10 protein-coding genes are annotated in these 12,795 nt (G+C 67.8%); 5 read left to right on the forward strand and 5 right to left on the reverse strand.

The features are described from left to right. Window positions 1-2 precede the first annotated feature (2 nt). Window positions 3-893 carry a LysR family transcriptional regulator gene (locus M3C25_RS00430; protein WP_239557130.1) on the reverse strand — a complete coding sequence of 297 codons (891 nt, stop codon included), beginning with the start codon at window positions 891-893 and terminating at the stop codon, window positions 3-5. 243 nt (window positions 894-1,136) lie between these two features. Between M3C25_RS00430 and M3C25_RS00435 the strand changes: the two genes are divergently transcribed. Together M3C25_RS00435 and amaB are read left to right on the forward strand one after the other, a co-directional pair. After that, window positions 1,137-2,294 carry an NAD(P)/FAD-dependent oxidoreductase gene (locus tag M3C25_RS00435; protein ID WP_259854504.1) on the forward strand — a complete coding sequence of 386 codons (1,158 nt, stop codon included), beginning with the start codon at window positions 1,137-1,139 and terminating at the stop codon, window positions 2,292-2,294. 51 nt (window positions 2,295-2,345) lie between these two features. After that, window positions 2,346-3,878 carry an L-piperidine-6-carboxylate dehydrogenase gene (gene amaB / locus M3C25_RS00440; RefSeq protein WP_259854505.1) on the forward strand — a complete coding sequence of 511 codons (1,533 nt, stop codon included), beginning with the start codon at window positions 2,346-2,348 and terminating at the stop codon, window positions 3,876-3,878. Between the two features lie 124 nt (window positions 3,879-4,002). On the opposite strand, the gene M3C25_RS00445 is transcribed toward amaB, so the two are convergent. Then, window positions 4,003-6,195 (reverse strand): HNH endonuclease signature motif containing protein, encoded by a 2,193-nt coding sequence (locus M3C25_RS00445; RefSeq protein WP_259854508.1) that lies wholly within the window; start codon window positions 6,193-6,195, stop codon window positions 4,003-4,005. A gap of 367 nt (window positions 6,196-6,562) precedes the next feature. Between M3C25_RS00445 and radA the strand changes: the two genes are divergently transcribed. Together radA and disA are read left to right on the forward strand one after the other, a co-directional pair. Next, window positions 6,563-7,954, forward strand: a complete 1,392-nt coding sequence (gene radA / locus M3C25_RS00450; RefSeq protein WP_259854512.1) for a DNA repair protein RadA — start codon at window positions 6,563-6,565, stop codon at window positions 7,952-7,954. A 143-nt stretch (window positions 7,955-8,097) separates the two neighbouring features. Then, window positions 8,098-9,210 carry a DNA integrity scanning diadenylate cyclase DisA gene (disA, locus tag M3C25_RS00455; RefSeq protein WP_259793665.1) on the forward strand — a complete coding sequence of 371 codons (1,113 nt, stop codon included), beginning with the start codon at window positions 8,098-8,100 and terminating at the stop codon, window positions 9,208-9,210. Window positions 9,211-9,267: 57 nt separating this feature from the next. Here the strand turns inward: disA and M3C25_RS00460 are convergent, their stop codons facing one another. Beyond that, complete coding sequence (locus M3C25_RS00460) at window positions 9,268-10,026, reverse strand: hypothetical protein (protein ID WP_259854513.1); 759 nt, start codon at window positions 10,024-10,026, stop codon at window positions 9,268-9,270. Window positions 10,027-10,064: 38 nt separating this feature from the next. Between M3C25_RS00460 and M3C25_RS00465 the strand changes: the two genes are divergently transcribed. Continuing rightward, the gene (locus M3C25_RS00465) at window positions 10,065-11,066 is read left to right on the forward strand and encodes an iron-sulfur binding domain-containing protein (protein ID WP_259854515.1); all 1,002 of its coding nucleotides are present in this window, start codon (window positions 10,065-10,067) and stop codon (window positions 11,064-11,066) included. 34 nt (window positions 11,067-11,100) lie between these two features. Here M3C25_RS00465 and M3C25_RS00470 read toward each other — a convergent pair whose 3' ends face one another. Both M3C25_RS00470 and M3C25_RS00475 read right to left on the reverse strand, forming a co-directional pair. Then, window positions 11,101-11,601 carry an amino-acid N-acetyltransferase gene (locus M3C25_RS00470; protein ID WP_257995082.1) on the reverse strand — a complete coding sequence of 167 codons (501 nt, stop codon included), beginning with the start codon at window positions 11,599-11,601 and terminating at the stop codon, window positions 11,101-11,103. Window positions 11,602-11,858: 257 nt separating this feature from the next. Then, window positions 11,859-12,635 (reverse strand): hypothetical protein, encoded by a 777-nt coding sequence (locus M3C25_RS00475; RefSeq protein WP_257995050.1) that lies wholly within the window; start codon window positions 12,633-12,635, stop codon window positions 11,859-11,861. Window positions 12,636-12,795: the final 160 nt, after the last annotated feature.

Raw genomic sequence — 12,795 nt, forward strand, 5'->3', positions numbered from 1 at the left:
GCTCATCGTATCCCCGCGCCCGAGGCGAAGACCTCGGTGAGCACATCGGTGACGGCGGTGATGTCGGGCCGGTCGGCCTGCTCCTCCCGGCTGATGACGACGATGTGCCGGCCGCCCGCCTCGGTGCCGTCGACCAGCTGCAGCCCGCCCGGGGCGAGCGCCATCATGACCGGGGTGCCGAGCGTGTAGCCGAGCCCTGAGTGCACCATCGCCAGGGCCACGGAGGTGTCGGTGATGATGTGGGTCTCGCGGGCGGCGAACCCGAGGCCTGCGATCGCGAAGCGGACCGCCCGGCCCTGCAGCGACCGGCTCGGCGGCAGAATCCACGTGCCACCGGCAAGCTCCTCATGCGACGGCGCCTGCCCGGCAGGGGCGACGACGGAGAACTCCTCGCTGTGCACGCGCTTGACCCGCAACCCGCGCTGCGGGGCAATCGGAGCGGCCGGATAATCGATGCCGATGCCGACGTCGATGCGGCCGGCGAGCACCGCCTCGGGCATGTGCTCGACATCGATCTCACGGGCCTGCACGCCCGAGCCGGTCAACCGGCTGGCCGCGGCGGCGAAGGCGACGACCGAAGCCGAGCCGAACACCCCCAGGGTCACCGCGCCGACGCGACCGAAGTCCTGACCGCGCACCGCCTCGGCGGCCTGCTCCTCAGCGGCGATGACCGCCCGCGCACGCTCGAGCAGGGTGCGGCCGGCCTCGGTGAGGGTGAAGCCGCGACCGGCGGCGACGAGCAGATCGGCGCCGATGACCCGGCGCAGGGTCGCCATGTGCTGGCTCACCGCCCCGGGCGTGTAGCCGAGCGCGCGGGCGGCCGCGCTCATGGTGCCGAGCTCGGCGACGGCGACGAAGGCGCGCAGCTGCACGAGCGTCCAGTTCATCGCCATCGGCACTCCCCCGTTCTGCCACATTCTCCATCGGCCGCACCGGCCGCCTTTCAGTAATACTAAACGCTGCATTCACAGTTCATCGCTGTCAGGACGTTGCCTGGAGCCGGTTGGCTGGCGGAAGATGACAGCACACGCAGTTGTGAGACCCGACACAGTCGTCGGGCCTGTGCTCCCGGCGCAGACTGGCGGACCCACACGGTCCCGGCAGGCCGCGCCGGCCTGAAGAGGAGGAGGTTCACCATGACTGTTCCCCTGCCCCCGAGCGCCTCGATCGTCATCATCGGCGGCGGCATCATGGGCGTGGCAGCCGCGTACTACCTGGCCGAGGCCGGTGTCGAGGACATCGTCGTCATCGAACGCGACCAGCTCGGCTCCGGATCGACGTGCAAAGCCGCCGGCGGCCTGCGCACGCAGTTCTCCGACGAGACCAACATCATGCTCGGCGCCCGCAGCCTGGAGACATTTCGCCGGTTCGAGACCGACTTCGACACCGACCTCGATCTCGTCACCAGCGGCTACCTGTTCCTGCTCGACAACGACGCTGATGCTGCAGCGTTCGAGCGCAACGTCGAGCTGCAGCGCTCCCTCGGCCAGTCCTCGCGGATGCTCACCGTCTCCGAAGCCCACGAGCTCTCCCCGGTGATCTCCACCTCGGGCCTGGTGGCAGCCGCCTTCAACCCCGAGGACGCCCACTGCACGCCCGAGGCGGCGGTCAGCGGGTTCGCGTGCGCGGCGCGCAAGCGCGGGGTGACGTTCGTGCAGAACTGCGAGGTCACCGACATCGTCACCACCGGCGACGAGATCCACGGGGTGACGACGTCGAAGGGCGAGATCGCCACCTCGCGCGTGGTGTGCGCGGCCGGTGCGTGGTCGCAGCGGATCGGCGAGATGGCCGGCGTCGACCTGCCGGTCACCCCGCTGCGCCGGCACGTCGCGGTGACCGAGCCGGTCGACTTCGATGCGACGAAGCTGCCGTTCACCATCGACTTCACCACCTCGTTCTACTTCCACTCCGAGTGCCGCGGACTGCTCATGGGCGCCCCGGAGGTCGAGGACGTCCGCGACTTCAATCTGCACACCGACCCCGCCTGGCTCGACCGGCTCGCCGAGCTCATCGAGCACCGCGCGCCGGCCCTCGGCGACGTCGGAATCGGCAAGGGCTGGGCCGGCCTGTACGAGTGCACCCCCGATCACAACGCGCTCATCGGCACCGCCGCCCAGCTGCCCGGATTCATCTACGCGACCGGGTTCTCCGGCCACGGGTTCCTGCAGGGCCCGGCCGTCGGCGAGGTCGTGCGCGACCTCTACCTCGGCCGCGAACCGTTCGTCGACGTCAGCGGCCTGAGCGTCGAGCGGTTCGACCGCGAGGAGCTGCGCGTCGAGATGAACGTCGTATAAGCCAGCGATCTGCGACACACTGAAGACACCCCCACAAGAGAAGGAGCATCCATGACCTTTCCCAGCCAGGACGCCATCATCCAGCTCACCCGCGAAGGACTGGCAGCCTGCGGCATCGACTTCGATTCGCTGCTGACCGAGCAGTCGGCGCAGTCGATGCCGCTGCCCTCCCCCATCACCGGCCAGATCCTCGGCCACATCGCCGTCGACACCCCGGAATCCGCCGCCGAGGCGGTGGCCAAGTCCCAGCAGGCGTTCCGCCAGTGGAAGGACGTGCCGGCTCCCGTGCGCGGCAAGGTGGTGCAGCGCTGGGGCCGCCTGCTCGAAGAGCACAAGGACGAGCTGGCCAAGCTCGTCACCGTCGAGGCCGGCAAGACCCCGTCCGAGGCGGCCGGCGAGGTGCAGGAGATGATCGACATCTGCGAGCTGGCCGTCGGCCAGTCGCGGCAGATGTACGGCAAGACGATGCCGAGTGAGCGTCCGGGTCACCGGCTCATGGAGACCTGGCATCCGCTCGGTGTCGTCGGCATCATCACGGCGTTCAACTTCCCGGTTGCCCCGTATGCGTGGAACACCGCGCTGGCGATCGCCTGCGGTGACACGGTGATCTGGAAGCCCTCGGAGGCATCGACGCTGTCGGCCCTGGGCGCGAATGCGCTGCTGGCGCAGGCCGCGAAGGAAGAGGGCGCACCAGAGAACCTCAATCTGCTGCTCGTCGGCGATCGGTCTGTGGGCGAGGTGCTCGTCGAGGATGAGCGCGTCGCGCTGCTCTCGGCGACCGGTTCGGTGCCGATGGGCCGGGCTGTCGGCCCGAAGGTGCAGCAGCGCTTCGGCCGTCTGCTGCTGGAGCTCGGCGGCAACAATGCTGCGATCGTCGCCCCGAGCGCGGACATGGATCTGTCGCTGCGCGGTGCGGTTTTCGCTGCCGCCGGTACGGCCGGTCAGCGCTGCACGACGCTGCGCCGCCTCATCGTGCACGCCGATATCGTCGACGAGCTCGTCGGGAAGATCGTCAACGCCTACGGCACGCTCAGCATCGGTGCGCCGACGGAGAATGGTGTGCTCGTCGGGCCGCTCATCGGCAAGAAGGCCTTCGATGACATGCAGTCGGCGCTTGAGGCCGCGAAGGCTCAGGGCGGCGAGGTGCTGTGCGGCGGCGGCCGCGTGCTCGCCGATGACGCGCCGGATGCGTACTACGTCGAGCCGGCGGTCGTGAAGATGCCTGGTCAGACGGAGATCGTGGAGGCGGAGACGTTCGCACCGATCCTCTACGTCATGGAGTACACGGATCTCGACGATGCGATCGAGCTGAACAACGCTGTGCCGCAGGGCCTGTCGTCAGCGATCTTCACGCAGGATCAGGCTGAGGCCGAGCGCTTCCTCGCCGGTTCGGACACCGGCATCGCCAACGTCAACATCGGCACCTCCGGTGCTGAGATCGGCGGTGCTTTCGGTGGCACGAAGGAGACCGGTGGCGGACGCGAGTCCGGCGCGGATTCATGGCAGGCGTACATGCGCCAAGCGACGAACACCGTCAACTACTCAGGTGAGCTGCCGCTGGCCCAGGGAGTGAAGTTCCTCTGATCTGGAGCTGACCTGATCAGCGGCTAGCTTCAGCTGCAGGTGGGCTGATCACCGCTGTCATCGCCCCGGTTCGAGCATTGAGTTCGGACCGGGGCGATGGACGTATCCGGGTGGTGGGAATCGATCAGAACGGCGGTGGGTCAATCGAGTTCTCCCAGCCGCCGGTCGGTTCACCCTTGAGGTAGTCGACGACGTTCCGCGGCTGGGGTTTCTGTTCGGAACCTGGCTTAGTCTGCGGGGCAGACGCTGCATCGTCCGGACTTTCCGACTTCTCCTGCCGCTTCTGACGCGGTGGGCACGCTGGATCAGCTGCTGGTGTGGAATCAGCAGGTCGGTATGTCCGCGCGGTGGTTGATCCGGCGGAATCGTCTGGGTCATCGTCTCCGCCGGAGCGATCCGGTATTCGCAGAACCGGTTCCGGGCTGGGATTGGGCAGCCGCCCTTCAGCCATAGCGGCGAAGTGCTCAGCGTTGAGGACTCCGAGCAGGCTTTCGGGAATGGTCACCGGATTGCATGTGCGGCCCTCCATCTCCCAGCAGATCATCTCGGTGTTTCCGCAGGATGAGAGGCGCAGCACGCCCTGTGTCTTGAGCTGGTGGTGCATCTTGCACAGCGGGTGCAGGTTCTTCATCGTCGTGAGCCCACCGGCTGCCGGGTGCCTGTGGTCGAAAGGCCGCTGGTGATCGAGTTCAGCCTTGCGCGCTGGTTGGTGGCAACCTGGCGCGGTGCAGTACTGCCACTTCTCCACCAAAGCGATGCGCATCGCCTCGGGAATGGTGTAGGTCTGCGCCTGCGCGTCGCGCACCTTTCCGGTTTCAGGGTCGGTGAGGATGCGATAGACGGTCTTCGGCCCGGACCCGACGATGTGGCGTGCGGCCTCGGGATTGATGGGGATGCCGTTGAGCGTGCCGGGGATATCGGCGTCCTCGTTCAGCAGCGTCATCATCGGCACGGTCATGTTCACGCGCGCCTGGCGGCGCAGCCATTCGGTGTCGGTTGGGCAGGTGAAGCGCACGCGCGTGCGGTCTGATTCGACACCGGGGATGGACTCCGCGCCTGCTTCGTCAGCCGGGGCGCATTCGGACTCGGTGGCGAGAATCGCGCCGGCCAGCAGGTCGAATTTTAGCTGCTCGAGTGTGCGCTCCTCGACCGAGACGTGCCCTTCTGGCAGTTCTTCGCCGAAGACTGAGAGCTGGCCGCGCCGGATCGCTTTGGCCATGCCTGCGAGACGCGCTTCCAGGAGCACGAGAGAGTGTGTGGGGCCGATGAGCGTCATCTCGCTGGTGCCGTTGGCGTTGTGGTGTGTGACGACGCGGCGTCTGGAGAAGGCTTCCTCGTTGCGCTCATCATCGGTCATGAGCGCGGCGATCAGCTCGTTGACTGCGCGGCGGAAGTAGACCATCTTCGTCGCCCGGCATTGGGAGATCTTGTCGTCGAAGATAGGCATCTTGCGCGCCGGCAGCTTGCCTGCAGCACGCACTGCATATTCCAGACGATCGAAGGAGAGCTCACCTGCGCGCACCATCGACAGCAACCGGGGTGTGCCGAGGATGGCGCGTGCCGCGCGCTTGACCTTGGTCACGGCCGACTGCGTGGTGCAGTCATACACTTCGGTGAGGCCGAGGAGCAGCTCACTTGTGAAGGTGTCCTCAACCTGGGCGAGTGCGGCGGCCATGCTCTCTGCGATCTGCGCTTTGACCCCGTCGGCGATCGGGCGGAACTGGCTCTTCGCCTTCTTCTTGCCGCGCGTGCGGTCATCCGCACTGACAGCGCCGAGGCGTGAGAAGCGTCCGTGGGCGCTGTGGCCGATGATCGTACGCGGTCGCAGCTTGCCTTTGCGGCGGGGGCGGATGTCGAGGTTCTGGTGGATCAGCGTGCTGTGGATGCTGTCGGTATCGCTGAGGTCGGGCAGTCCGCGATCCCAGCTGAGGTCCGCCTCGATGCGATGCATTGCGGAGGGATCGATGACGAAGGTGACGTGATCCATCGCCTCGTTGCCTGACTTCAAGGTCTCGACGTCTGCATCTTCCATCCCCTGGTGGCCTCGCATAAACTCCATGAGCTGTTCTTCGGTGCAGGGGACCGTCCACTCGATCGTCTCTGAGGACGTAGAAGCCGGTGGCACGTGCCGGAATCGCGCTGGCCGGTACTTGATCCACGTGTCTACGGTGGCGGCGAGCTCGCGGTACTCAGGCTCACGGTCCAGGCGCGCACTGTAGCTCGCGAGCACGTCCTCGAACTCGTGCACTTTGAGCAGTCCTTGGGCGACGCGGCTGGCGTGCAGCCGGTTGAGCCGGTCATCGAGGTCTCCGCGCACGGCCTCGCCGTGACTTCTGCGCCCCGTGGCAGCCCGGCCGGGCAGAACTCCTCTGTACCGCGGGCGGCTGATGTGCGAACGGAGGGCGGCCTCGATCAATGGCACTGTTTCCTCAGGATCAGGAGTCCGAGTTCTCATTGCCGCCACCTCCTCGTGGACGATCAAGAGGTGAAGAGCACCTCTTTAGTTCGATTATAATCGTGCTTATGTGTGATGTCTAGGTGTATTTCCCCTGTTGTCGACGGCCGGAAACAACCGGCTTCCGATCTGCTTCCCACACTAGGCGAGGGCACTGACATCGCTTCCTGACCAGCGGTTATCCACAGCGGAGGCTGCGATGTCCGTGGCGCATGCCAGACTTGAGCACATGTCATACACCTGTACGGAATGCGGCTACAGCAGCATCAAGTGGCTGGGCAGATGCTCTCGCTGCGGCGAGTGGGGAACTCTCGAGCAGTCGGAAGCTGCCGGCGGCGCAACAGCGATCAAGACGCAGGCCAAGGAAGTGCCGGCGAGCAAGCTCGCCAAGCCGATCACCGAAGTCGACGGCACTCGCACCCGCGCATTCCGCACGGGGGTCTCCGAACTGGACCGGGTCCTCGGCGGCGGCGTCGTCCCCGGTGCGGTCATCCTGCTCGCCGGCGAGCCGGGCGTCGGCAAGTCCACTCTTCTCCTCGACGTGGCCGGGCGGGCCTCGCGCGAGTCGGGAGAGGGGCGCCGCGCCCTCTACATCACCGGTGAGGAATCGGCCGGTCAGGTGCGGCTTCGCGCTGAGCGCATCGGCGCCATGCATCCCGACCTCCTGCTGGCCGCAGAATCCGATCTCGCGACCGTGCTCGGCATGATCGTCGAGATCCAGCCGGAGCTGCTCATCATCGACTCGGTGCAGACGCTGGCCTCCGCCGAGGTGCAGGGCGTGCCCGGCGGCGTGACGCAGGTGCGCGAGGTGGCGGCGGCGATCATCCGCGCAGCAAAGTCGCTCGACGTGCCGACCGTGCTCGTCGGGCACATCACCAAGGACGGCACCGTCGCCGGCCCGCGGCTGCTGGAACACCTCGTCGATGTTGTGTGCGAGTTCGAAGGCGATAAGCACTCGCGCCTACGGCTGCTGCGCGCGGTGAAGAACCGCTACGGGCCCACCGATGAGGTCGGGTGCTTCGACATGACCGAGCTCGGCATCCAGTCGGTGCCCGACCCCACCGGTCTGTTCCTCTCACGCGGCAGCGGGCATGCGCCGGGCTCGTGCCTGACGGTCGTGCGGGAGGGCAAGCGCCATCTGCTCGTTGAGATCCAGACGCTTGTCGACAAGCAGACGAAGGGGGCGCCGCGGCGCACGGTCAGCGGGCTCGATGCCAACCGGCTCGCGATGACGCTCGCAGTGCTCAACAGCGAGCCGATGCTGCACAGCTTCGCCGAATGCGATGTCTACGCCTCTACTGTCGGCGGTGCCAAAGTCATCGAGCCGGCGGCCGACCTGGCGCTGGCACTCGCGCTGGAGTCCGCTTGGCAGTTCCGGCCGCTAGAGAACCGCGTCATCGCCATCGGGGAGATCAGCCTGTCCGGTGAGATCCGCAATGTCCCCGGCATCGAACAGCGGCTGGAAGAGGCATACCGGCAGGGCGTCAGCCATGCGATCGTCGCCGCCGGCGGGCTCAACAAAGTCACCGTCCCGCGCGGGATGGATGTGAGCGAATGCGACAGCATCCGGCAGGCCGTCGAAGCTGCCATGGGCCTCGAACTCAACAACACGACGCGCTGACCACACAACAACACCCCTTGCCCCGAGGATTGCGGCAGATCGGCAACACAACTGTTGCTCATTCGCAACAGTATTCCCCGCCGGGGTGCCACACGGTTCGCTAGCCTACTGAGAGGACCGTAGACATTGATCGGAGAGCATAGGTGCGCGCGGCGAGAAATCCCCTTTTCCTTGACGCTCAGCGCGAGGTCGACCAGACCAGCTACGATCTCGTCCTCTCCACTCTCGCAGCAGTCGCTCCGGGCACTGAGCTGCGCGACGGCCTCGAACGAGTGCTGCGCGGCCGCACAGGTGCGCTCATCGTGCTCGGCTCATCGAAGGTCGTCGACTCGATCTCCACCGGCGGGTTCAACATCGACATCGAATTCTCCGCCACCCGCCTGCGCGAGCTCGCCAAGCTCGACGGCGCCATCGTGCTCAGCCGCGACGCCTCCCACATCCACACCGCAGGCGTGCAGCTGCTGCCCGATCCCTCGATCGACACACAGGAATCCGGCACCCGCCACCGCACCGCTGAGCGCGTGGCCAAGCAGACCGGATTCCCCGTCATCTCCGTCAGCCAGTCGATGCAGATCATCCAGGTCTACGTGCACAGCATCCGGCACGTGCTCGAGACCTCCGACAGGATCCTCGCCCGCGCCAACCAGGCCCTCGACACCCTGGAGCGCTACAAGCACCGCCTCGACGAGGTCACCGCAACGCTGACGTACCTGGAGATCGTCGACCGGGCCACCCTGGCCGATATGCTCGTCGTTCTACAGCGCCAGGAGATGGTGCGCCGGATCTCGAAGGAGATCCAGACCTACATCCTCGAACTCGGCGACGACGCCCGCCTCATCACCCTGCAGCACGATGAGCTCGTCGGGCCCCGCAGCGACAGCCAGTATCACCTGCTGCGCGACTACATCGACGCGATCCCCGAGCACGACTCGATCGACAATGTCCTGCACAACCTCGCCGCGCTGCCCGGCCACGACCTCATCGACATCGACATCGTCGCCCGCACCATCGGCTCCTCAGCCGCCAGCGAATCCCTCGACCGCTACGTCTACCCGCTGGGCTACCGGCTGCTCTCGACGATCCGCCGCGTCCCGCCGATGGTCGTCGACCGGCTTGCCGAGCACTTCGGCCGCTTCACCGAGCTGCTGGCAGCCGAGCTCTCAGAGCTCAAGTCCGTCGAGGGCGTCGGCGAGCACCGTGCACGGATCGTGCGCGAGGGCCTCAACCGCATCGAAGAGGAAGTCCACGAGAACTGACGCAGCCTCCTGCACGTCCGTCAGCCTGCGACGTCAGGCCGCACCTCAGCACTGCAATCAGCCTTCGTCTTCGGGCTTCTCGGTCGGCTCCGGCGACGACTCCTCGACGGTGAACCGCGCGGGTTTGCTCTCCACCTCACCGAGCTTCGTCACCAGTTCGTACTCGCCTGCCTTGAACGAGTCACCGGTGCGGTTGCAGTTCTTGTCGGTTGGGATCATCTGCCACTTGAGCGTCGACTTGCGCTCGGTGCCCGGGGCGAAGACGCGCACGTCCTCATCCGCCTCGTCGCCACCCGGCGTGCAGTACTCCGTCGACCACTGCGTCTTGCCGTCCTGGCGGATCTCGAAGACCTGATGCTCCGGGCCCACCGAGATCGCACAGGCGACGTCGTGGTTGTTCTTCACCGTCAGCTCCAGGGTCGCCGAGGCGCCGGGCGCGTAGGATCCCTCATCGGTCCCGGCGATGATCTCCACGGCATCGGCCGGGCAGGCGCCCGAGGCCTCGTCCCCGGTCGGGGCTGGGAGGGTCGGTTCCGGCGACTGGGCGGCCGCCGCCTCGGCTGCGGCCTGATCGCGGGAGTCCTGGCGCACCTTCTGGATCGCCTTGACCATGAGCACGATGCCGAGCACGAGCAGGCAGACGACGATGAGGGCGAGCACGCCGACGACGATGCGCCGGCGGCGATAGACTGCAGGGTCGGGGCGGCGCGGGCCGCCGCCACCGGAGCCAGCCGTCGAGCGGGCTGCCGGGCGCGCGCCGCGAGCCGAACCCGGCCGGCGCCGCTGGGAACCCTGACCACGCGCAGAAGGAGACATCACCTGAAGCCTACGGGCTGCAGCTGTAAGCGACGACGATGACACACCGGACACCTGCCGAAACCGACCTCGCCGCCGCGCACGAGGCGGTCCTCACCTGGTTCGACGCCCACGCCCGCGACCTGCCGTGGCGGGCGCAGGGCACCTCGGCGTGGGCGGTGCTCGTCTCCGAGATCATGTCCCAGCAGACCCCGGTTGCCCGCGTCGTGCCCCGGTGGCGGGACTGGATGGCCCGCTGGCCGGCCCCGTCCGACCTCGCTGCCGCGCCCACCGCCGAGGTGCTGCGCGCCTGGGATTCGCTCGGCTACCCGCGCCGGGCCCTGCGCCTGAAGGAGTGCGCGGCCGTCATCGCCGCCGAGCACGGCGACCGGGTGCCGTGTGATGAGGAGACGCTGCGCGCACTCCCCGGCATCGGCGCCTACACCGCCGCCGCAGTCGCCTCGTTCGCCTGCGGGCGGCGCACCACCGTCCTCGACGTCAACATCCGCCGCGTGCTCGCCCGCGTCTTCGACGGCCACGCCCACCCCAAGGGCGCGCTGACCAAGTCCGAGACCGCCTGGGCCGCCCAGTTCGTGCCCGCCGACGGACCGGACGCCCGCCACGTAGCATGGAACGCCGGGGTCATGGAGCTCGGCGCGCTCGTGTGCACCTCCCGCAACCCGGCGTGTGAGGTCTGCCCGCTGGCCGAGCAGTGCCGCTGGCTGGCCGCCGGCCGCCCCGCCGGCGACGACCCGGCCCGGAAACCCAAAACCCAGGCGTGGCACGGCACGGACCGGCAGCTGCGCGGGGCGATCATGGCCGTCCTCAAGGCCGCCGAGGCGCCGGTCGCCCGCGACCTGCTCACCGCCTCGGCGACGGAATTCGACGGCGGGCCCGATGGCACGTTCGATGCGCAGGGCGCCGCGCACGAGGCGGCGGAGACGGCGATCCTGCGGGTGCGCGAGCTCGGCGATGGGCAGCGGATCGGCCGGCTCATCGACGCACTCATCGCCGACGGGCTGGCCGCCGAGAGCCGAGCCGGGCTGCACCTGCCGCACTGAAGCCGCAGGGCCCCGGGGCCCTGGCACCGGCGGCTCAGAGGTGCTTCATCATCCGCGAGTTGCCCAGGGTGTTCGGCTTGACGCGGGCGAGATCGAGGAACTCGGCGGTGTTCTCGTCATGGCTGTGCAGCAGCTCGACGTAGACCTCCGGTGAGACCGGGGTGCCGGTGATCTCCTCGAAACCGAGCGAGGCGAAGAACCGGGTCTCGAACGTCAGGCAGAACACCCGCCGCACCCCGATCGCCTGCGCATCGGCCAGCAGCTGCTCCATGAGCATCCGTCCGATCCCCCGCCCCCGGTAGTCCGGGTCGGCCGCCACGGTGCGTGCCTCGGCGAGGTCCTCCCACAGCACGTGCAGCGCCGCACAGCCGACGACCCGCTCTCCACCGGCGGCGCGCGGGTCGGTCACAAGCCGGAACTCATGCAGACCCTCGAAGTAGTTGACAGCTTCCTTGGCCACGAGGATCCGCTCATCGACCAGCGGCTGGACGAGCCCGCGGATCGCGTGTACGTCACTCGTGCGCGCCCGGCGCATGACGAGCCCGCCGGGCAGCGCACGGTGAGCGAAGTCGCGTTCGGCCCAAGCTGGCGCCGAGGCGGTCGACTCACTGGCGGGAGGCTCGTTCGCGGGAATCTGCTGGCTGGTCGGGTCGGCACTCATGTCGTCATGGTAGTCCCGGCACCGGTCACTGCCCGCTCACTGCCAGCCAGCGGACTGCGCACGTGCTCACGCCGTGTCTTGACGGCCGGTGGCGCGTGCGATCGCCGCGGTGTCCTGGCTGCGGGTGGTCATCAGCGCGTCTTTGTCGTGCCGTCGTGGCCGCCGGTGGTGCTGATCTTCTTCGCGTAGCAGGAGTCGGCATCGAGGCCGTGCGAACCGCACCAGGCGAGCGCCTGGTCAGGATCGTCGAAGGTGATGCCGACGATCGTGACGTAGAAGTCCTTGCTCTTGAAGCTCGCGTAGTCCCCGGACCACAGCAGCTTGACGCGCGGATGCTCCTCACGCAGCCGCTCGTGCTCATCGAGGATCGCCTGCTCGTCCCACGTCCGGCCCTCGGCTTCGAGGCCGACCTTCTTCGAGCTCAGCTGCGGCACCCAGCTGCCCTCGATGTCGGCGGCCACCTCCGAGGCGTCGGTGTCGATGCGCTGTCTGAGCGCCTCGGCTGGGTCGTCGGGCAGGGCGCCGTCGCTCGCCTCGGCGGTGGGGTCGTCGCCCTCATCGCTGGTCTCCCCGCCGGTCGGATCCTCGGTGGGGGCGGCAGACGGCGGCGCACTCGGGGCTGCGGTGGCATCGGAGTCGTCGTCGGAGTCGAACAGCTGAATGGCTCCCCAGCCGAGGCCGCCGCCGAGTGCCAGTACGAGCAGGATGCCGAGGATCACCGGCCATGGACCGCGCTTGCGGCGCTGCTGCGGGGGCTGTGGGCCGGCAGTGTAGGGCTGGCCGGGGGGCTGCTGCTGGGGCGTCGGCCAGTGGCACTGCGGCTGCTGGGGCTGCTGCGGCGCTGGCCAGTGGCTCTGCGGCTGGTTCCAGCCGTTGTGCTGCGGATCTCCCTGGGGCGGAACACTCATGGCTCTGTCTCCTGTCCTCGGCGGCACCTCACCCATGGACTGACTGTTCTCTTATGAACCATACACAGTACGTTCAGGTTCTTGTTATGGTGGGCACCGAGGAGCCTTGTGATCCGCTCATCCTCGTCAGCGTCGCTGGGCCATCAGTGGGAAACGAGAA

The sequence above is a fragment of the Brevibacterium luteolum genome (assembly GCF_025147615.1).
Classification (GTDB): domain Bacteria; phylum Actinomycetota; class Actinomycetes; order Actinomycetales; family Brevibacteriaceae; genus Brevibacterium; species Brevibacterium luteolum.

What these genes read in the sequence shown, in the direction of transcription:
- radA (WP_259854512.1), top strand. Translation starts at nt 6,563, where the DNA reads ATGTCATACACCTGTACGGAATGCGGCTACAGCAGCATCAAGTGGCTG.
- M3C25_RS00460 (WP_259854513.1), bottom strand. Translation starts at nt 10,026, where the DNA reads ATGTCTCCTTCTGCGCGTGGTCAGGGTTCCCAGCGGCGCCGGCCGGGT.
- M3C25_RS00435 (WP_259854504.1), top strand. Translation starts at nt 1,137, where the DNA reads ATGACTGTTCCCCTGCCCCCGAGCGCCTCGATCGTCATCATCGGCGGC.
- M3C25_RS00465 (WP_259854515.1), top strand. Translation starts at nt 10,065, where the DNA reads ATGACACACCGGACACCTGCCGAAACCGACCTCGCCGCCGCGCACGAG.
- M3C25_RS00430 (WP_239557130.1), bottom strand. Translation starts at nt 893, where the DNA reads ATGGCGATGAACTGGACGCTCGTGCAGCTGCGCGCCTTCGTCGCCGTC.
- amaB (WP_259854505.1), top strand. Translation starts at nt 2,346, where the DNA reads ATGACCTTTCCCAGCCAGGACGCCATCATCCAGCTCACCCGCGAAGGA.
- M3C25_RS00470 (WP_257995082.1), bottom strand. Translation starts at nt 11,601, where the DNA reads ATGCGCCGGGCGCGCACGAGTGACGTACACGCGATCCGCGGGCTCGTC.
- M3C25_RS00475 (WP_257995050.1), bottom strand. Translation starts at nt 12,635, where the DNA reads ATGAGTGTTCCGCCCCAGGGAGATCCGCAGCACAACGGCTGGAACCAG.